Below are 19,681 nucleotides of genomic sequence, written 5' to 3'. Positions count from 1 at the left end.
GGGCGGCGCTTTGCAGCCAGCGGCGCGCCTGCCCGAGATCCCTGGGCACGCCGAGGCCGTTTTCATGCAGCAGCGCGAGATTGTATTGTCCGGCGGCGTCGCCCTGGTCGGCGGCGCGACGGATCCAGCGGGCGCCCTCGGCGGCGTCCACCGGCAGGCCCTCGCCCTTCACATGCATCAGCCCGAGGCTGATCTGGGCCTCGGAGACTCCGGCGTCGGCGGCCAGACGCAGCAGATTGCGCGCCCGCTCGGGGTCTCGCCGCACCCCCAGACCCAGGCGATAGAGATTGCCGAGCTGGCTGGTGGCCTCCATGTCGCCCTGATTGGCGCGCTCCTCCCAGAGGGCGGCGGCCTCGGCGAAGTCGCGGCGCTCGAAGGCGGCGGCGGCGACGTCCTCTCCGGCGGCCTGAGCCGCCAGCGGCGTCAGGGGCGCGCCCAGACCGACGATCAGGGCCCCGATCAGCAGGGACCGCAGCGGAAGCGCGACGGAGGCGCGGACGAAGCGAGGATTCGGGATCTGCATGGCGCGGTCTTTCCGAAACGGACCAGAAATGGCCGGATTTGGGACAGACCGCTCACGCATCACGAGGAAGACCGGCCCGCCCTTCGAGCGTTCCGGTCAATCTAGCAAGGTTCAAGCCATATTGGGACAGGTCATCGGATCAAACGATAAGATCCGAGATCAATTGATCGTCGGTGATGTCCTCGACCTTGACGCCCTTCGCGGCGAAGCGCTCCATCAGGACGCGGAAGTTCTGCGCGTCGCCGGTCTCCACCCCGAGCAGGATCGAGCCGTATTCCCGCGAAGTCTTCTTGAGATATTCGAAGCGCGCGATGTCGTCGTCAGGCCCGAGCAGGTCGAGGAAGTCGCGCAGGGCTCCCGGGCGCTGCGGCAGACGCAGGATGAAGTATTTCTTCTTCCCCTCGAAGCGGAGCGCGCGCTCGCGCACGTCGGGCAGACGCTCGAAGTCGAAGTTCCCGCCCGAGACCACCGCCACCACGGTCTTGCCGCGCAATTCCTCGCGCAGATCGCGCAGGGCGTCGATGGAGAGCGCTCCGGCGGGCTCCAGCACCACGCCCTCGACGTTGAGCATCTCCAGCATGGTCTGACAGAGCCGCCCCTCGGGGCAGAGCGTCACCGATTGCGGCGAATGGCGCTTGAGGATCTCGAAATTCAGCGTTCCGATCTCGGCCACGGCGGCGCCGTCGGCGAAGCCGTCGATGCGCGGCAGCTTCGTCAGACGCCCGGCCTTGAGGCTCGCATGGAGCCCCGCCGCGCCCAGAGGCTCGGCGAAACGCAGACGCATGCCCTCGCGGCCCTCGAAGAAGCGCGTCAGCCCCGCCGCGAGCCCGCCCCCGCCCACCGGCGCGATCAGCACGTCGGGCAGCTTGCCGCCCATCTGGCCCTCGATTTCAAGTCCGATGGTGGCCTGACCCTCGATGACGTCGGCGTCGTCGAAGGGCGGCGCCATCTCGGCGGCGCCCGAAGCGGCGTAGGCCTTGGCGGCGGCGTAGCATTCGTCGAAGAAATCGCCGGTCAGCACGATGTCCACGGCGTCGCCGCCGAACATCTTGGTTTTTTCGATCTTCTGCTTCGGCGTCGTCACCGGCATGAAGATGCGGCCTTTGGCGCCGAAATGCTGGCAGGCCATGGCGAAGCCCTGGGCGTGGTTCCCCGCCGAGGCGGCGCAGAAATGCGCGCCCTTCCCCGCCGTGGCGATGTGCTTGCGCATGAAGGTGAAGGCGCCGCGCAGCTTGTAGCTGCGCACGGGGCTGAGATCCTCGCGCTTGAGATAGACCGTCGCGCCGATCTTCTCCGAGAGATAGGCGTTGCGCTGAAGCGGCGTCGCCGGGAAGAGCTTGCGCAGCGCCTCCGTGGAGGCGGCCACGCGGGCGCGGAAATCGGAGATGGAATCGGCGGAAGGAGAGGCGGTCATGAATCTCGGCCTTGGATGTGCGGAACCGGGCGCAGAACTGCGCCTTTCGCGCCCGGTTGTAAAGACGGGAGGTTCAGCGGGTCTCGCCGATCCTCGGCAGCAGGAAGCCGAAGACTCCCAGCAGCGGAATCAGCGCGGCCATCTGGAAGGTCCGCACCACGCCATGCGTGTCGGCGTAGCCGCCGAAGGCCGCCGCCGCGATGCCGCCCACGCCGAACATCAGGCCGAAGAATCCGCCCGTCACCAGCCCGACGTGACGCGGCAGAAGCTCCTGAGCCATCACCACGATGGAGGGGAAGGCCGAAGCGATCAGCGCGCCCACGCCCATGCTCAGCAGCACGGCGGGGACCAGCGGGACATGCGGCAGGGCCAGAGCCAGAGGCGCCGCCCCCAGAATCGAGAGGATCGACAGCCTGCGCCTGCCGATGCGGTCGCCGACCAGCCCGCCGAAGAAGACTCCCGCCGCCACCGCCGCCGCGAAGAGGAACAGCAGGATCTGCGAGGTCTTGATGGAGACGCCGAACTTCTCGATCAGGAAGAAGGTGTAGAAGTTCGAGAGCACCGCCGAATAGGCGTTGGAGGCGAAGACGAGCACCGCCAGAATCCCGAGCGTCCCCCAGACCTTCGCCGGAGAGAAGTCATGCCCGGCCTTGAGCGTCTTGCGGGCGGCGGCGTGGGCGCGCAGGCGCTCCTTGCCCCATCTCACGCCCTGCACGAGGATCAGGAACCCCGCCGCCGCCAGAGGAACGAACCACAGCGAACGCGACAGGCCGTAAGGCGTCACCAGGAAGGCCACCAGCAAAGGCCCCATGGCCGTGCCCGAATAGCCCCCGAGCTGAAACACCGACTGCGCGAAGCTCAGGCGCCTGCCCGCCGCCATGCGCGTCAGACGCGCGGCCTCGGGATGGAAGATCGAGGAGCCGATCCCCACCAGCAGCACCGCCGCGAACAGGGCCTCGTAGCTCTGGACGAAGGCCAGCGCCAGAACCCCCGCCAGCGAGAACAGCATGGCGGCGGGCAGAGCCCAGTCCGCCGGACGCCGGTCCGTGACGAAGCCCACCGCCGGCTGAAGCAGCGAGGCCGTGAACTGATAGGCCATGGTGAGCACGCCGATCTGGGCGTAGTCGAGGTCGTATTCGGCCTGGATCATCGGATAGGCCGCCGGGACGATGGCCTGGATCAGGTCGTTGAGGAAATGGCCCGCCGCCATGGCTCCGAGGACCGGCATCGCCAGACCCGGAACCGAGGGCGTGGACGCGGGAGAAGGCGCGAAGCCTTCCGCTCCGCCCGAAGTCGCTTCAGACATGTTGTCCGCCGTTGATTTCGATCTCGGCGCCCGTGACGTAGGCGCTTTCCGAGGTGCAGAGGTAATAGATCGTCCGGGCCACCTCTTCCGGCTTCCCGAGACGGCGCAGAGGGATCTCCGCGACGAGCTTTTCAGTCCCCGGCGAGAGGATCGAGGTGTCGATCTCGCCGGGAGCTATGGCGTTGACCCTCACGCCGTGAGGGCCGAAATCGGCGGCCATCTCGCGCGTCAGCCGCGCGAGCCCCGCCTTGGAGGTGGCGTAGGCGGCTCCCGCGAAGGGATGCACCCGGCTGCCCGCGATGGAGGTCACGTTGACCACCGCGCCCTTCGCCTCGCGCAGCTCCGGCAGGAGCCCGCGCGCCAGCATCACCGGCGCGAAGAGATTGACCTGAAACACCTGCTTCCAGAGGTCGATCTCGGTGGAGATCGTGTCGAGCCGCGCCCCGCCCGGCCCCTTGGGCGAGATCCCGGCGTTGTTCACCAGAGCGTCGAGCCGCCCATGCGGCAGGCGTCGGCGGATGTCCTCGACCGCGCGGAGCGTGTCGGCGGGATCGCCGAGATCCACCTGGACGTGATCCTCGGCGCTCTGGGCCCAGGGGCAGTCCTCGGGCACGGCGTGGCGCGAGCAGGCGATCACCCGCCAGCCCGCCGAAGAAAAGCGCTTCACCGTGGCGTGGCCGATGCCCCGGCTCGCGCCGGTGAGCAGCAGGATCTTCTGCGGAGAATTGGAGGCGGCGGACTCGGACATGGGAGGATCTCCAGAAGCCGCCGATCATATCGGGCGGGGCGAAGAAGGAAAGCGGCCTGAACCCGCCGGGGGCTCAGGCTTTCGGTTCAGGGGTCGGGGCGAAGGTCGGGCGGAGGCTCCGGCCTCAGGGATTGAGCCGCGTCACGCGCCAGTCCGCCGCCTCGACGGAGGCCCGCCGCCAGACGAAGCGGTCGTGGAGCCGGAATTCGCCGTCGCGCCAGAGCTCGATCTCCAGAGGCCGGATGCGGAAGCCGCCCCAATGCGGCGGACGCGGAGGCTCCTCGGGATGCAGCGCGGAGAAGCGCCCGGCCTCGGCGAGCAGCGCCTCCCGCGACTCCAGAGGCCGCGACTGCCGCGAGGCCCAGGCGCCGATGCGGCTCTGATAGGCGCGGCTCCGGAAATAGGCGTCGGAGGCCTCGGGCGAAACCCGCTCGACGAGGCCCCGCGCCCGGACTTGCCGCCGCAGGCTCTTCCAGTGGGCCACGAAGGCGGCCTTGCCCTGTCCGAGCAGCTCCTCGCCCTTGGCGCTCTCGGCGTTGGTGAAGAAGACGAAGCCGCCCGAAGCGCCCTTTCCGTCGATCTCCTTGAGCAGCACCATGCGCACGTTGGGCAGACCCGCGGCGTCCACGGTGGCGAGGGCGACGGCCTCCGGGTCGTTCAGTTCGGTCCCGGCGGCCTCCTCCAGCCATCCGCGCGCCAGATCGAAGGGATCGGCGGCGAGATCCAGACCCGCCGTCGCGGCGAAACCATCCTTTGCACGCATTGAATCGGACCTTTGAAAAGCTTATATCCCCAAGGCGCGCGGGAGTTCCGGCCCTTTTCACGGGCGGGCCCCTCGCGCCCTTGACGAAGTTTCGAGGTGACGCGGGGTTCCTTGTTGCGATGCGGGCTCAAGGCCCCGGACGCGATTCGTCTCCCGCTCCCCTTCTTATCATGGATGGAGAGACGCCACATGAAGCGCCTTCGCATTCCCGCCGCCCTCCTGCTGGCCGGCTCCCTCGCGGCCTGCCAGAACACCGGTTACGGCGGCGGCAGCACCGGCGGCGGCGCCGCCCTCGGCACGCTCGGCGGCGCGGTCGCCGGCGGCCTGATCGGCAACCAGTTCGGCGGAGGCCGCGGCCGCACCGTCGCGACCATCGCCGGCATTCTGGTCGGCGGCGTGCTGGGCAACCAGATCGGCCAGTATCTGAGCCAGCAGGATCAGGTCTACGCGCAGAACACCGCGCTGCAGTCCCTGGAGACGCGCCAGCCCACCACCTGGAGCAATCCCGAGACCGGCGCCCGCGGCACCTTCACCCCGGCGCCGTCCTATTTCCACGACCAGTACGGCCGTCTCTGCACCAACTACCAGCACCAGATCTACACGGCGCAGGGCCAGCCCTTCACCGACAGCGGCACCATGTGCAAGCAGGACAACGGCGACTGGCGCACCGTCAGCACCACCTGATCCGGCGCGGCCCGACGGCCCTGCGGGGCGGTCGGGCTCCCTTTTCGGGACCACGGAACGGAAAACCCCCGCCGAGACGCCCGGCGGGGGTTTTCCATGAGTCCTCCAGAGAGGAGAGGCGTCAGGCGCCTCCGCGCATCTTCATCAGCGCGAAGCCCGCGACCGCCGCGAGAACCGCCAGAGCGACCAGGATCAGCAGACGCCTGCCCCGCCCGCGCGAGACCTCGTCCTCCCAATCCTCCTCCTCCTCGTCGAGATCCTCCTCGAAGGCTTCGAGGGCCGCCTTTTCGGCGCTGCGCGAGCGCTTGCCGACAGGCGCGGGCGCGGGCTTCGCGCCCTTGCGGCCGCGCGGGGCGGGCTCCTCGCCCTCCTCGTCGAGATCCTCCTCGACCTTGCCCTTGCCGCGCTTGAGAAAGCCCAGAAGGCCGCCGCGACGGGCGGGCGCCTTCTCCTCCTCCTCGGCCTCGACGGCTCTGGCGGGCCTGGCGGCCTTGCCCTTGCGCCGGGCGCGGCCCTTGTCGTCGGCCGCCTCGGCGGCGGCGGGCGGGGCGGCGGCCGCGCCGCGCAGACGGCTGCGCAGATCGCCCACGCTGACGTCGGCGGGCGCCTCCTCCTCTTCGGCGAAGGCGGCGTCGAATTCGTTCCGGGGATTGGCGGCGGCGCGTCCGTTGGCGGACCTCGCCTTGCGGCCCGGCACCACCGCGAGGTCTCCGGCGCCGTAGACCTCCTCTTCGTCCTCCAGCGCGGGCGCGGCCTGAGGCGCGGCCTCCGGCTCGGGATCGCGCAGCCGCGCCTGAGGCTCGCGGACGGGCGGCGTCTCGGCGTAGGCCGCCGCCGCCGCGACGGCGACGCGCGGATCCATCCGGGGCTCGGCGCGGGGCGGCGGCGCATAGGGCGGCGGCTCCGGCGCGGAAGGCGCGCGGTCCGTCACGTAGCTTTCGGCGTCCTTGGCGCGGGGCATGCGCCCCACGTTGACGCGCGCCTCGGCGGCGGCGGCGATGCGGTCGAAGAAATTGGAGCCCCGCGAGGCGGCGGCGTCGAGTTCGCGCTCGACGCGGGCCACGTAGGGGGCGACGTCCTTGTGTCCGTAGTCGCCCGGCGCCTCGACGCCCGGCTCCAGCGCGGGATTCGCCAGAGCCGCCAGAGCCGGAGAAACCGACGGAGGCGGCGCGCTCTGGGCGCGTTTCTCGAAGGCGTCCACGCGGGCGGTCACGCTGGCCAGGGCCCGGCTCAGCTTGGCGGAGACCTCGTCGGCCCGGCGGCTCGATTCGCCCGCCTGGGCCAGAGCCTCGCGGGCGGCCCTTTCGGCGGAGCCGCCCGCGCGGGCGGCCTCGGCGCGGGTCTGCTCGAGCCGCGCGTTGAGGGCGCGCATGAGCTCGGCGTTGGGCGGCGGCGCGCCGGGGACTCCCTCCGGGGGAGCCGCAGGAGCGGGCGCGCCCTGCTCGAGGCGGCGACGGAGCGATTCGATGTCGCCGGAAGCGGCGGCCAGGGCGTCTGACATGTCCTCGAACCTCTGGGCCAGGGCGTCGATCCGGGAAGTCTGCGCGGCGGAGGCTTCGGAGGAGCCGGCGCCCGCAGAGCCGCTCCCCGCCTCCATCTTGCGCTCCACCTCGTCGAGGCGGGCCAGGATCCGGCGGAGATTGTCGCCGACGGCCCCGAAGGCCTTCTCCGACCGCTCCTCCGTGCGTTTCAGGCGTTGGGCCATGTCGCGCAGCGCCAGAGCGGCGGCGTCCGGCGCGACGCCCGGCTCCTCATGCGCGAAATGGCGCTGAGGGGCGGACTCGGGCGGGTGGTCGCGGTTCGGATCGGTCATGTCGGGGTTCCGTCTGCGGAGCGGAGCTTTATCGGGGAACGAGGTAACCCTGAGCGCCTTAAAAACCTTCTAACGTTTGGCGTTCGGCGAAAGAACCGCGCCAAAGGAGCGGATTTCGCCGCGAAGCATGTTGACGTAAACGTCAAAATACGAAAGACTGAATCCGTCGCCCCTCCTCCTTTCGGCCAAGGCTTGGCATGACCGAAATCTTCACCATCACGGCGCTTTGCCGCGAATTCGGGGTCACCCCGCGCACCCTGCGCTTCTATGAGGCCAAAGGGCTGCTCCACCCCGGCCGCGAAGGCGAAAGGCGCCGCTTCACGCCGCGCGACCGCGCCAGGCTCAAGCTGATTCTGCGCGGCAAGCGCTTCGGCTTCAGCCTCGCGGACATCCGCGAGCTGCTCGACCTCTACGACCACGGCCAGCCCGAGAACCGGCTTCGCCAGCTCAGCGCCACGCTCGTCAAGGCCGAGGCCCGGATCGAGATGATGCGCGCCCAGCGCGACGAGCTCACCGAAGCCATCGACGAGCTGGAGGCCCAGATGAAGGAGGTCCGCCGCTCCATCTCCGGCGGCTGACCGACCCTCATGACCCAAGGACGCCGGGCGGCGCCGACCGCCCGCGCCCGCAGAGCACAACCCGAACGCGATCCAACGCGTCCGAAGAAACGTCTCAGGGAGAAGACCCATGGCCGATTACGCCCCGCCCCTCCGCGACCTGCGGTTCGCCCTTCATGAGGTCCTGCGCACGCAGGACCAGGCGGAGGTCGCGGGCTACGCCGACATGACCGAAGACCTCACCGGCGCGGTGCTGGAGGAGGCGGGCAAGATCGCCCGCGACATCCTCGCGCCGCTGAACGTCGAGAGCGACCACGTCCATCTGAAGCTCGAGAACGGCGTGGTCCGCACCCCCGAGAGCTTCAAGACCGCCTTCGACGCGCTGCGCGAAGGCGGCTGGACCGGCCTCGACTGCGCCGAGGACTACGGCGGACAGGGCATGCCCTATGTGCTCAACTCCGCCGTGGGCGAGATGCAGTCCTCTGCGGCCATGGCCTTCATGATGTATCCGGGGCTCAGCCACGGCGTCTATTCGGCGATCAGCGTCCATGGCTCCGAGGAGCTGAAGAACCTCTATCTGCCGAAGATCGTCTCGGGCGCCTGGACGGGCACCATGAACCTCACCGAGCCCCATTGCGGCACGGATCTGGCGCTGTTGCGCACCAAGGCCGAGCCCGATGGAGACGGCTCCTACAGGATCTCCGGACAGAAGATCTTCATCTCGGCGGGCGAGCACGACCTCGCCGAGAACATCGCGCATCTGGTTCTGGCGCGCATCCCCGGCGGGCCGGAGGGCGTGAAGGGCATCTCGCTCTTCGTGGTGCCCAAGTTCATCCCGAAAGCCGACGGCTCCCTGGGCGCCCGCAACAGCCTCTCCTGCGGCAAGCTTGAAGAGAAGATGGGCATCCACGGCAATTCGACCTGCGTCATGAACTACGACGAGGCGACGGGCTGGCTCGTGGGCGCCGAACACAAGGGCCTCAACGCCATGTTCACCATGATGAACGAGGCGCGGCTCATGGTGGGCATGCAGGGCCTGTCTCAGGGCGCGGCGGCCTATCAGCACGCCCTCGCCTATGCGAAGGACCGCCGCCAGGGCCGCGCGCTCACCGGCCCCGTCGAGCCCGACAAACCCGCCGACAAGCTCATGGTCCATCCGGACGTGCGCCGGATGCTCATGGAGGCGAAAAGCTTCGTCGAGGGCGGACGCCTCTTCTTCCTCTGGGCGGCGACGCTCATCGACGCCGAGAAGCGCCACGCCGATCCCGCCGAACGCGAGAAGGCCGGACTTCTGGTCGCGCTGCTGACGCCGGTGGTCAAGGGATTCCTGACCGACAAGGGCTTTGAAACCGCCGTCAACATGCAGCAGATCTTCGGCGGCCATGGCTACGTCGAGGAGACGGGCGCCTCGCAATTCGTGCGGGATGCGCGCATCGCCATGATCTACGAGGGCGCCAACGGCGTCCAGGCTCTGGACCTCATCGGCCGCAAGCTGCCCCAGAAGGGCGGAGCCGCCATGCAGGGCCTGATCGCCGAGATCAAGGGCTTCCTCAAGGCCAACGAGGGCGACGAGGAGCTGAAGGCGCAGTTCCTCGATCCGCTCAAGGCGGCCTCGAAGGACATGCAGGAGGCTCTGATGTTCTTCCTCGAGAAGGGCATGAAGAACCCCAACGACGCCGCCGCCGGCTCCACCGACTTCCTGCACCTGATGGGTCATGTGGCCCTCGCCTATTCCTGGGCGCGGGCGGCGGTCGTGGCGAAGGCGGCTCTGGCCGCCGGGACCGACGAGAAGGCCTTCTACGAGGCCAAGCTCGCGACGGGCCGCTACTACATGCAGCGTCAGGCGCCCGAGACCGCCTTCCGCCTCGCGCGGATCAGGACCGGCTCCGCGCCGCTGATGGCCCTCGCCGACGACGCTTTTTAAGCTTCACGCCTCGCCCCCGCCCGCCGCGCGTCGTCGCCTCGCGGACGGGGTCGCTCCCTTCCCCCAAGGAGATTCCCCATGGCCGAGGCCTATATCTATGATTCCGTGCGCACGCCGCGCGGCAAGGGCAAATCCGACGGCTCCCTGCATGAAGTCACCTCCCTGCGCGCCGCCGCCGTCGTGCTGGAGGCTCTGCGCGACCGCAACGGGCTCGACACCTCGCTGGTCGAGGACGTGATCCTCGGCTGCGTGGCCCCCGTCGGCGAGCAGGGCGCGGACATCGCCCGCACCGCCGCCCTCTATGCGAATTACGACGAGCGGGCCCCGGGCCTGCACATCAACCGCTTCTGCGCCTCGGGCATCGAGGCGGTGAATCTGGCGGCCAATCAGGTCAAGGCCGGAGACGGCGAGCTCTACGTCGCGGGCGGCGTGGAGATGATGTCCCGCGTGCCCATGGGCTCGGACGGCTTCGCCCTCGCGGTGGATCCGGTCTCGGCCTACAAGGCCTATTTCGCGCCTCAGGGCGTGGCGGCGGATCTCATCGCCACGAAATACGGCTTCAGCCGCCAGGATTGCGACGCCCTCGCCGTCGAGAGCCACAAGCGCGCCGCTCGGGCCTGGGCCGAGGGCCGCTTCGCGAAATCGGTCGTCGCGGTGAAGGACGTCAACGGCGTCACGATCCTCGACCATGACGAGACCATCCGGCCCGGCACCACGCTGGAGATCCTCGGCGGGCTCAAGCCGAGCTTCAAGGAGCAGGGCGAGGTCATGCCCGGCTTCGACGCCGTGCTTCAGCTCAAATATCCCGAGATCGAGCGCATCAACCATGTGCATCACGCGGGCAACTCCTCGGGCGTGGTGGACGGCGCCGCGGCCATCCTCGTCGGCTCGAAGGAGATCGGCGAGCGGCTCGGGCTCAAGCCGCGCGCCCGCATCCGCAGCAGCGTCAAGGTGGGCTCGGACCCCAGCATCATGCTGACCGGCCCGGTTCCGGCCACCGAGAAGATCCTCGCGCGGGCGGGCATGTCGATCAACGACATCGACCTCTTCGAGGTGAACGAGGCCTTCGCCGCTGTGGTGCTGCGCTTCCTTCAGGCTTTCCAGGTCGATCCGGCGAAGGTCAACGTCAACGGCGGAGCCATGGCGATGGGCCATCCCCTCGGCGCGACCGGCGCCATGATCATCGGCACGGCGCTCGACGAACTGGAGCGCACCGGCAAGGGAACCGCCCTCTGCACTCTCTGCGTCGCCTCGGGCATGGGCGCCGCCACCATCATCGAGCGCGTGTAAGGAGCCATGGTCATGACTGAAGCCTTCACCACCCGCATCGACGGCGGCGACGTGGCCGTCCTCACCTTCGACCTGCCCGGCCGCTCGATGAACGTGCTGGACGAGGCCGGAATCCAGAGCCTCTCCACGCAGGTCGAGGCCGCCTTGACCAATGACGCGGTCAAGGGGATCGTGATCACCTCCGGCAAGCCCGACATGGGCGGCGGCGTCGATCTCAACATGCTCGCCGAAATCCGCCTGAAGGCCGAGGCCGCGGGCGGCAATCCCGCCGAGGCGCTGTTCGGCTTCGTCATGGCGCTGCATGGCGTCTATCGGCGGATCGAGACCGGCGGCAAGCCGGTCGCGGTGGCGACTCCCGGCACGGCTCTGGGCGGCGTCTTCGAGCTTCTGCTCGCGGGACATCGCCGCTTCGCCGCCGATAATCCCAAGGCCAAGCTCGGCCTTCCCGAGGTGATGGTCGGCGTCTTCCCCGGCGCGGGCGGCACCACCCGCCTCGTGCGCATGCTCGGACTTCTCGGCGCGGCGCCCCTTCTGCTCGAAGGCAAGCTGCTCGATCCGAAGAAGGCCAAGGCCAATCTGATCATCGACGAGATCGTTCCCGCCGACGAACTCGTTCAGAAGGCCATCGACTGGGCCCGCGCGGCCACTCCGGCCGACGCCGTGAAGCCCTGGGACGCCAAGGGATTCAAGTTCCCCGGCGGCGCGCCTTACACGCCTCAGGGCATGCCGAACTTCCTCGGCGGCGCGGCCATGACCCACGGCAAGACCGCAGGCGTCATGCCGCAGGTCAACGCGATGCTCTCGGCGATCTACGAGGGCGCGATGGTCCCCATGGACGCCGCGCTGCGCATCGAGGCCCGCTGGTTCACGCATGTGCTGATGGATCCGCGCTCTTCGGCGATGATCCGCAGCCTCTTCATCAACAAGCAGGCCATCGAGAAGGGCGCCAACCGCCCGGCGGGCGTGCCGGACATGAAGACGAAGAAGCTCGGCGTCCTCGGCGCGGGGATGATGGGCGCGGGCGTGGCCTATGTCTCGGCCAATGCGGGCATCGAGGTCGTGCTGATCGACCGCGACCAGGCCGCCGCCGACAAGGGCAAGGCGACCATCGCCGGACTGCTCGAGGAAAGCGTCGGCAAGAAGCGCATGACGAAGGAGGCCGCCGAAGCCGTCCTCGCCCGCGTGACCGCCACCCCGGATTACGCCGCGCTCAAGGGCTGCGACTTCGTCATCGAGGCGGTCTTCGAGGATCCGAAGATCAAGGCCGAGGCCACCCAGAAGGCCGAAGCCCATCTCGCGCCCGACGCCATCTTCGCCACCAACACCTCCACCCTGCCGATCTCGGGCCTGGCCAGGGCCAGCCGCGACGCCAGGAACTTCATCGGCGTGCATTTCTTCTCTCCGGTGCACAAGATGAACCTCGTCGAGATCATCAAGGGCAAGGAGACCGGCGACGCCGCCGTGGCCAAGGCTCTGGATTACGTCCGCCAGATCCGCAAGACGCCCATCGTGGTCAACGACGCGCGCTTCTTCTACGCCAACCGCTGCATCATCCCTTACCTCAACGAGGGGATCCGCATGGTGGCCGAAGGCGTCGAGCCCGCCCTGATCGACAACGCCGCCAAGAACGCCGGAATGCCCGTCGGGCCGCTTCAGCTCACCGACGAAACCTCTCTGGAGCTTGGCCTGAAGATCGCGACGGCCACCCGCACCGCCATGGGCGCGGCCTATCCGGAATCCCCCGCCGACGACGTGCTGGAGGAGCTGGCCGGCAAACGCGGCCGCCTCGGCCGCAAGTCGAAATCGGGCTTCTACGTCTATGACGAGGCGGGCAAGCGTCAAGGGATCTGGCCGGAGCTGCGTCAGATCTGGCCGCCCGCCGCCGATCAGCCCGCCGCGGCGGAGGTCACGAACCGCCTCCTGCTGATCCAGGCTCTGGAGGCCGTGCGGGCCCTCGAAGAGGGCGTGCTCACCGACATCCGCGAAGGCGACGTGGGCGCGATCATGGGTTGGGGCTTCGCGCCCTGGTCGGGCGGACCCTTCTCCTGGCTGGATCTGATGGGCGCGAAGAAGGCCGTGGCGCTCTGCGACGAGCTGACCGCCAAATTCGGCGACCGCTTCGCCGCGCCGAAGATCCTGCGCGAACTGGCCGCGAAGGGCGAAAGCTTCTACGGCCGCTTCGCTCCTCAGGAGAAGGCGGCGGCCTGATCGGCCTCGCTCCGCACACACGGGAAGGGGGCCGCGAGGCCCCCTTTTTCATGGGCGGCTCTGGAGATCCGCCGCGCGCTCCAGCAGATTGCTCACCAGAGCGCCGCCGACGAAGAAGTCTCCGGGACGCTGCCCGGCCTCGCACTCGCCGATCCGCCGCGCCGTGATGGTCGCAGAGGGCGCGGGCGTCGAGGCCATGAGCTTCTCCATGGGCGTGGCCTTCTCGCCGGGCTTCATGGTCGTGGCGATCTTCATCTCGTAGGCGGTCTTGAAATCGCCCGAGAGCGCGATCTCGCTGGTCAGGATCAGCCCGCCCTGACGGCATTCCGTGACGTAAGCGCCTCCGGCCCCGGCCTCCTTGAGCGCGCAGAGCCCCTGCCCCTGCGCGAAGGCCCAGATGGTCTGATCCGAAGCGGCGTCCACGCAGACCCGCGAGACTCCCCGCGCCTCCAGCCCGTCGATGGCCGAAAGCTGCTCCCAGAGCCCCGGCGCGCGCTCGGGAAAGCCCGCCGCCGCAGCGGCCTTCTCGCTCTCGCCGCAGCCTGCGAGCGGAGCCCCGAGGGCGAAGACGAAGACGAAAAGACGGGTGAAGCGCATGAAGGGCTCTCCGGATCAGGGTCAGGGCGTCCTCGGCCCGGGGCCTTCTGACCGATCCCGCAGGCCCCGGTCAAGCCTCCCCCCGATCAGGCGCCGCCGCGCGCCCCGACGAAAAAAGCCTCATCCGCAAGGGACGAGGCTCTGAGTCAGTGGAGATGGAGAGTGGAGAAGCGCGCCCGTCCCTCACAGGCGATCGAGAGCGGCCCGCCTCAGATGGTGGGCAGGACGCCCATCTCGCGGCCGCGCATGGCGGCCTGCGTGCGATTGGCCACCTTCAGCTTGCGGCAGACCGAACGCACATGGAGCTTGACGGTCACTTCGCGCAAGTTCAGCACCCGGGCGATCTCCTTGTTTTGAAGCCCCTTGTAGAGATAGCTGAGGACTTCGCGCTCGCGGCGGGTGAGGCCGGTTTCATCCGCGGGGCCGATGGGCTCCTCGGGGAAGATCTGCTCGCCGTCGGCGATCTCGTGGATGGCGTCCACGAGGGCCTCGGCGCCGTCGGTCTTGGAGAGGAAGCCCGCGGCGCCGGCCGCCCGGGCCCGCGCGGCGACTTCGCCCGCAGCCGCGCCGGAGATGATCGCCACCGGCGCTCCTCTGGCTTCGGCCTTCATCTTTTCGAGTCCGTCGAGCCCGTTCATGCCGGGCATCATGTAGTCGAGGACGATCGCGCTGAAGGGCTCCGACGCGGCGGCGGCCACGGCGATGGCTTCGTCGAGCGACGAAGCCAGGATCGGCTCGGCGTCGGCCCGGCGCAGCAGATCGCCCAGCGCGTCGCGCACCAGTCCATGATCGTCGGCCAAAAGAATCCGCATTAGGTCCCCCGCTGGATCATGGCCCGACGCGGCGAAGGAGCGACGCCTGACCGATCTCGAAACTCGTTCTGGAACTGCTGTTAACTTTAAGCGAATCAGCGCCGCCCCACAAGGGCTTGAGCAGGGCCCACACCCTATGCGGGGGGTTAGGCCCACTCTCTCATCACGAGATTTTTCCAGAGATTTTCGTTTGATAGCGGAAATCCGCCATATTCTCGCCTTGATCCGGGCAGGCTTGCGGGCTGCGCGCGGCCTCTCCCGCCGCGCCGGGAAGGCCGCAGGCCATGATTCGCGCAACGCAAGAAGAGAGGCGCCGATTTTATCCGATCCTGTTCATCCGGATAGGGTCCGCGCGCTGCTCCGTCTCCTGATCTTTCGCGCGCGGCGGCCTTGACGCTCTCCGGGGGGCGGTCTATATCCCCCCTCGACGCCGTTAGCACTCTCCTCCGATGAGTGCCAACGCCCCGGCGGCGGCCTCGTCAGGCCTGCGCCGGGCTCCAGATCCTCCCGGCCCGCCGGCCGGAGCAAGCCGAAAGCTTCAGGAGCTTCTCCATCATGAAATTCCATCCCCTGCATGACCGCGTGCTCGTCCGCCGCGTCGAGAGCGACGAGAAGACCAAGGGCGGTCTGATCATCCCCGACAGCGCCAAGGAGAAGCCCCAGGAGGGCGTCGTGGTCTCGGTGGGCAAGGGCGCCCGCGACGAGGACGGCAAGCGCGTCGCTCCGGACGTCAAGGCCGGCGACCGCATCCTGTTCGGCAAGTGGTCGGGCACGGAAGTCAAGATCGACGGCGAAGACCTGCTGATCATGAAGGAATCGGACATCCTCGGCGTTCTCGAAGCCTGAGCCTGAGCCGATCCTCCCTTCCTTCATCGCCCCAGAATTCAAGGAGCGCCTCCCATGGCCGCCAAAGACGTGAAGTTCAACAGCGACGCCCGCGACCGCATCCTGCGCGGCGTCGACATCCTCGCCAACGCCGTGAAGGTCACGCTGGGTCCGAAGGGCCGCAACGTGGTCATCGACAAGTCCTTCGGCGCCCCCCGCATCACCAAGGACGGCGTCAGCGTCGCCAAGGAGATCGAGCTCGCCGACAAGTTCGAGAACATGGGCGCCCAGATGGTCCGCGAAGTCGCTTCGCGCACCAACGACGAGGCCGGAGACGGCACCACCACCGCCACCGTCCTGGCTCAGGCCATCGTCCGCGAGGGCATGAAGGCCGTCGCCGCCGGCATGAACCCGATGGACGTCAAGCGCGGCGTCGACAAGGCCGTGCAGCAGGTCGTCGCCGAGATCAAGGCGATCTCGCGCAAGGTCGAGACCTCCGATCAGGTCGCCCAGGTCGGCACCATCTCCGCCAACGGCGAGACCGAGATCGGCCGTCAGATCGCGGACGCCATGCAGCGCGTCGGCAACGAGGGCGTGATCACCGTCGAGGAGAACAAGGGCCTCGACACCGAGACCGAAGTCGTCGAGGGCATGCAGTTCGACCGCGGCTATCTCTCGCCCTACTTCGTGACCAACGCCGACAAGATGGTCGCCGAGCTCGAGGACGTGCTGATCCTTCTCCATGAGAAGAAGCTCTCGTCGCTCCAGCCGATGATCCCGCTGCTCGAGTCGGTGATCCAGTCGCAGAAGCCGCTGCTGATCATCGCCGAGGACGTCGAGGGCGAGGCTCTGGCCACGCTGGTCGTCAACAAGCTGCGCGGCGGCCTGAAGATCGCCGCCGTCAAGGCCCCGGGCTTCGGCGACCGCCGCAAGGCCATGCTCCAGGACATCGCGATCCTGACCGGCGGCCAGCTGATCTCCGACGACCTCGGCATGAAGCTCGAGAACGTCACCCTCGACATGCTCGGCAAGGCCCGCAAGGTCCGCATCGCCAAGGAAGACACCACCATCGTCGACGGCGCCGGCGACAAGGCCGAGATCGACGCCCGCGTGGGCCAGATCAAGGCGCAGGTCGAGGAGACCACCTCCGACTACGACCGCGAGAAGCTCCAGGAGCGCCTCGCGAAGCTGGCCGGCGGCGTGGCGGTGATCCGCGTCGGCGGCATGACCGAAGTCGAGGTCAAGGAGCGCAAGGACCGCGTGGACGACGCCCTCAACGCCACCCGCGCGGCGGTTCAGGAAGGCATCGTTCCGGGCGGCGGCGTGGCTCTGCTGCAGGCCTCCAAGAAGATCGACGTCTCGGTCGCCAGCAACGACGACCAGCGTCGCGGCATGGAGGTCATCCAGCGCGCCCTTCAGGCGCCGATCCGTCAGATCGCCGACAACTCCGGCGTGGACGGCTCGGTGGTCGTGGGCAAGGTGCTCGAGTCCGACGTGCCGAACTTCGGCTTCAACGCCCAGACCGAGGAATACGGCGACCTCTTCAAGCTCGGCATCATCGACCCCGCGAAGGTCGTGCGCCACGCCCTCGAGGACGCGGCTTCGGTCGCCGGCCTGCTGATCACCACCGAGGCGGCCATCGCCGAGAAGCCCGAGAAGAAGGCCCCCGCCATGCCCGGCGGCGGCATGGGCGGCATGGGCGACATGGATTTCTGATCTCGGGATCGGAAGTCCGGTCCTCCGGCCTTCAGACGTCAGGCCCCCTTCCGCGCACGCGGGAGGGGGTTTTTCATGGCCCCGGGCATGGAGGGGCGACAGGGCCCGAGGAAGCCGTCAGAATGGCGCGGCCATCTTCTTCATGTCCGTGGATTCGGGAGATTCTCCATGCGCCGCCTGCCCTTCGCCGTCCTGAGCGCCCTGCTCGCCGCCTCCCCCGCCTTCTCCGACGAGGTCGGGCCCTTCACGCTGGAGGTGGGAGGCCTCGCGGAGGGCGCCCGCATCCCCGAGGAGATGGTCTTCGACGGATTCGGCTGTTCGGGCGGCAACGTCTCGCCCGAGATCTCCTGGAGCCGCGCCCCGGAAGGAACGCAAGGCTTCGCGCTGGTGATGTATGATCCCGACGCTCCGACCATCTCCGGCTTCTGGCACTGGGCGGTTCTGGACATCCCCGCCTCGGCGACGGGACTGGAGAAGGGCGCGGGAGGCCCCGAAAGCGGCGCCCTGCCCGAGGGCGCGCGTCAGGGCTACACCGATTTCGGCCCCTTCGCCTATGGCGGCCCCTGCCCGCCCGAAGGCCATGGCCTGCACCGCTATCAGTTCACGCTCCACGCCCTGAGCGTCGCGAAGCTGCCGGAGATCGCCGGAACCACCGGAGGCCTGACCGGCGCCCTGATCGAGGGCCACAGCATCGGCTCGGCCCGGCGGACGCTGATCTACAGCCGCTGAGGCTCCGCCTCATGCGGAAGGCCGCGCCCCTCGCCCGAGGGACGCGGCCGCGACGCAGGCCCGGGAGCCCCTTGCAGGAGCCGCCGAAGAGCCCTTCACTTCACGACGTCCTCGACGGCCTGAGCGGTGCCCTTCACGTCGGCGCCGACGCCGCGCACGGTGTTGGCGCAGCCGGCGGCCAGAGCCGCGACGAGCAGCAGAGCGGCGGAAAGGTGGAGCTTCTTCATCTTCTGTCTCCCGGAATCGAGATTTCACGCCCGTTTCACCTTGGAGGCGCGCAGCCCGGAAACAAGGCTTGACGGAAGCGGAAACGCGTTTTTTCCGGTCAGGGCGTCTCCTGCGGACATTCCTGCGGCGCCCTGAGCTCCAGTTCGCGCAGCCGCGCGCCGATCGTCGCCATCTCCATGCGCCAGATCGAGCCGAGCACGAGCCCTCCTTCCGCGATGCGTTCCTCGGCTTCGTGGAGGGGCGGGCCGTCTCCGGCCGAGAAGGTCCAGTGCAGGGTTTTCGCCCGCCAGACCCGACGCCCCTCCAGGATCTCGCCGAAAGCCGCCTTCTCCTGCGGGGTGGCCTCGTCGGGCGAGATCTCCGTCACCGCGTCCATGATGACCGTCGCCGCCATGCCGGCCGCAGGCGGCGGAATGAACAGCGTCCGGCGCAGACGGGTTTCGCCGCGCGCGGCGGCCCGGCTCAGGGCGTCCAGCCACGCCGCGGAGAGGACCGCGTCCCCGGGCAGGGTCGGGCCGGAGGCCGCTCCGTTCATCGAGAGCCTTTCGCCCGGACGCGCCTCGCCGACCATGGAGGGCCTTCCCGGCCCGCCCTCCGGCCCGGAGGAGGCGCCGTCGCCCGCCCAGACGACGAAGCTCGAAGCGGAGCCGTCCCTCGCCTCGTCGACGCGGATGTCCAGCGCCATGGGGACCGCGCTCTCCATGCCCTTGAGGCTGAGGAGCATCCGCGTGTCCTGCCGCCAGATCCACCGGCCGCAGCGGTCGTCATATTCCACCGCATATCTGCCCGCCGCGCCCCCGCCCTGATCCTCGAGGGCGTAGAGGGCGCGATGGGGGATCAGCCCCGCCTCCTCGGCCCGCGCCGCCCGGGACTCCGGATGAAGCTCCGGGCAGAAGAGGCCCAGAGACAAACCCAGAGCCCCTGTCCAGATCCGCGCGCGTCCGGCCATGTGCGTTTCTCCCTTCGTGCTCCGCGAGGCGGAGATCATACCGCGCACGTCCTTCAGGTCGAGGAGAAACCGGAGCGCCCGTTTCGCGAGGCGCGCTTCGCGCTTGCCTTCCCGCCGCAGGCGCGCGAGGGTCGCGGACCCGATCCACAGGAGGAGATTCCGCATGTCCGTCGACGCCCGCCTCGCCGAGCTTGGCCTGACCCTGCCCAGCGCCTCGGCGCCCGCCGCCAATTACGTCCCCTTCGTGATTTCGGGGAATCTGGTCTTCGTCTCGGGCCAGCTGCCGATGTCGAACGGCGCCCTGACGATCAAGGGGCTGGTCGGCGCCGAGGTGAGCGTCGAGCAGGCCAGGGAGGCCGCGAAGCTCTGCGCGCTGAATCTGCTGGCTCAGGTGAAGGCGGCGCTCGGCGGCGACCTCTCGCGGCTGAAGCGGGTGGTGAAGCTGACCGGCTTCGTCGCCTCCGGCCCGGATTTCACCCAGCATCCCGAAGTGGTCAACGGCGCCTCGGACGTCCTCGTCGAGATCCTCGGCGACGCCGGACGCCACGCCCGCGCCGCCGTGGGCGCGCCTTCGCTGCCGCGCGGCACGCCGGTC

General features: G+C 69.0%; 19 protein-coding genes. 9 read left to right on the top strand and 10 right to left on the bottom strand.

Translation table 11 applies throughout. The features are described 5' to 3' along the window. The 5 genes from PHN62_RS16705 to pdxH all read right to left on the bottom strand — a co-directional run. On the bottom strand, positions 1-523 hold a 523-nt coding region (locus PHN62_RS16705), incomplete at its 3' end, for a tetratricopeptide repeat protein (protein WP_300152488.1). 139 nt (positions 524-662) lie between these two features. Continuing rightward, on the bottom strand, positions 663-1,937 hold the full coding sequence (gene ilvA / locus PHN62_RS16700; protein WP_300152487.1) for a threonine ammonia-lyase IlvA: 1,275 nt from the start codon (positions 1,935-1,937) through the stop codon (positions 663-665). A 73-nt stretch (positions 1,938-2,010) separates the two neighbouring features. Next, positions 2,011-3,243, bottom strand: a complete 1,233-nt coding sequence (locus PHN62_RS16695; RefSeq protein ID WP_300152486.1) for an MFS transporter — start codon at positions 3,241-3,243, stop codon at positions 2,011-2,013. Beyond that, entirely contained in the window at positions 3,236-3,991 is a 756-nt protein-coding gene (locus PHN62_RS16690; protein ID WP_300152485.1) for an SDR family NAD(P)-dependent oxidoreductase, read from the bottom strand. The genes PHN62_RS16695 and PHN62_RS16690 overlap by 8 nt, the downstream gene beginning before the upstream one ends. A gap of 124 nt (positions 3,992-4,115) precedes the next feature. Then, positions 4,116-4,754, bottom strand: coding sequence for a pyridoxamine 5'-phosphate oxidase (pdxH, locus tag PHN62_RS16685; RefSeq protein WP_300152484.1), 639 nt, complete (start codon positions 4,752-4,754; stop codon positions 4,116-4,118). A gap of 189 nt (positions 4,755-4,943) precedes the next feature. On the opposite strand from pdxH, the gene PHN62_RS16680 reads away from it, so the two are divergent. After that, complete coding sequence (locus tag PHN62_RS16680; RefSeq protein WP_300152483.1) at positions 4,944-5,438, top strand: RT0821/Lpp0805 family surface protein; 495 nt, start codon at positions 4,944-4,946, stop codon at positions 5,436-5,438. 121 nt (positions 5,439-5,559) lie between these two features. Here the strand turns inward: PHN62_RS16680 and PHN62_RS16675 are convergent, their stop codons facing one another. Next, the gene (locus tag PHN62_RS16675) at positions 5,560-7,251 is read right to left on the bottom strand and encodes a hypothetical protein (RefSeq protein ID WP_300152482.1); all 1,692 of its coding nucleotides are present in this window, start codon (positions 7,249-7,251) and stop codon (positions 5,560-5,562) included. Positions 7,252-7,448: 197 nt separating this feature from the next. On the opposite strand from PHN62_RS16675, the gene PHN62_RS16670 reads away from it, so the two are divergent. From PHN62_RS16670 to PHN62_RS16655, 4 genes are all read left to right on the top strand, one after another. Continuing rightward, the gene (locus tag PHN62_RS16670; RefSeq protein ID WP_300152481.1) at positions 7,449-7,829 is read left to right on the top strand and encodes a MerR family DNA-binding transcriptional regulator; all 381 of its coding nucleotides are present in this window, start codon (positions 7,449-7,451) and stop codon (positions 7,827-7,829) included. A 109-nt stretch (positions 7,830-7,938) separates the two neighbouring features. Further along, on the top strand, positions 7,939-9,732 hold the full coding sequence (locus PHN62_RS16665; RefSeq protein WP_300152480.1) for an acyl-CoA dehydrogenase C-terminal domain-containing protein: 1,794 nt from the start codon (positions 7,939-7,941) through the stop codon (positions 9,730-9,732). A 78-nt stretch (positions 9,733-9,810) separates the two neighbouring features. Next, positions 9,811-11,022 carry an acetyl-CoA C-acetyltransferase gene (locus PHN62_RS16660; protein WP_300152479.1) on the top strand — a complete coding sequence of 404 codons (1,212 nt, stop codon included), beginning with the start codon at positions 9,811-9,813 and terminating at the stop codon, positions 11,020-11,022. A 12-nt stretch (positions 11,023-11,034) separates the two neighbouring features. Then, positions 11,035-13,230 (top strand): 3-hydroxyacyl-CoA dehydrogenase NAD-binding domain-containing protein, encoded by a 2,196-nt coding sequence (locus tag PHN62_RS16655; protein ID WP_300152478.1) that lies wholly within the window; start codon positions 11,035-11,037, stop codon positions 13,228-13,230. A 48-nt stretch (positions 13,231-13,278) separates the two neighbouring features. Here the strand turns inward: PHN62_RS16655 and PHN62_RS16650 are convergent, their stop codons facing one another. Both PHN62_RS16650 and PHN62_RS16645 read right to left on the bottom strand, forming a co-directional pair. Continuing rightward, on the bottom strand, positions 13,279-13,827 hold the full coding sequence (locus tag PHN62_RS16650; RefSeq protein WP_300152477.1) for a DUF3617 family protein: 549 nt from the start codon (positions 13,825-13,827) through the stop codon (positions 13,279-13,281). Between the two features lie 209 nt (positions 13,828-14,036). Next, positions 14,037-14,639: a response regulator transcription factor gene (locus tag PHN62_RS16645; RefSeq protein ID WP_300152476.1), complete on the bottom strand. Its 603-nt coding sequence runs from the start codon at positions 14,637-14,639 to the stop codon at positions 14,037-14,039. 555 nt (positions 14,640-15,194) lie between these two features. Here PHN62_RS16645 and groES point away from each other — a divergent pair. From groES to PHN62_RS16630, 3 genes are all read left to right on the top strand, one after another. Then, complete coding sequence (gene groES / locus PHN62_RS16640; protein WP_300152475.1) at positions 15,195-15,485, top strand: co-chaperone GroES; 291 nt, start codon at positions 15,195-15,197, stop codon at positions 15,483-15,485. 54 nt (positions 15,486-15,539) lie between these two features. Beyond that, positions 15,540-17,180, top strand: a complete 1,641-nt coding sequence (gene groL / locus PHN62_RS16635) for a chaperonin GroEL (RefSeq protein WP_300152474.1) — start codon at positions 15,540-15,542, stop codon at positions 17,178-17,180. A gap of 168 nt (positions 17,181-17,348) precedes the next feature. Next, positions 17,349-17,909 (top strand): YbhB/YbcL family Raf kinase inhibitor-like protein, encoded by a 561-nt coding sequence (locus PHN62_RS16630; protein WP_300152473.1) that lies wholly within the window; start codon positions 17,349-17,351, stop codon positions 17,907-17,909. 95 nt (positions 17,910-18,004) lie between these two features. Here PHN62_RS16630 and PHN62_RS16625 read toward each other — a convergent pair whose 3' ends face one another. Continuing rightward, positions 18,005-18,136 carry an entericidin EcnAB gene (locus tag PHN62_RS16625; protein ID WP_300152472.1) on the bottom strand — a complete coding sequence of 44 codons (132 nt, stop codon included), beginning with the start codon at positions 18,134-18,136 and terminating at the stop codon, positions 18,005-18,007. Positions 18,137-18,234: 98 nt separating this feature from the next. Beyond that, on the bottom strand, positions 18,235-19,086 hold the full coding sequence (locus PHN62_RS16620) for a DUF1849 family protein (protein WP_300152471.1): 852 nt from the start codon (positions 19,084-19,086) through the stop codon (positions 18,235-18,237). Positions 19,087-19,249: 163 nt separating this feature from the next. Between PHN62_RS16620 and PHN62_RS16615 the strand changes: the two genes are divergently transcribed. Continuing rightward, a partial coding sequence (locus tag PHN62_RS16615; RefSeq protein WP_300152470.1) for a RidA family protein occupies positions 19,250-19,681 on the top strand: 432 nt, incomplete at its 3' end.

Source organism: Neomegalonema sp., from assembly GCF_028688855.1.
Taxonomy (GTDB): domain Bacteria; phylum Pseudomonadota; class Alphaproteobacteria; order Rhodobacterales; family Rhodobacteraceae; genus Neomegalonema.
The sequence above is the reverse complement of the archived record's forward strand: the minus strand, read 5'-3'. Positions and strand labels throughout refer to the sequence as shown.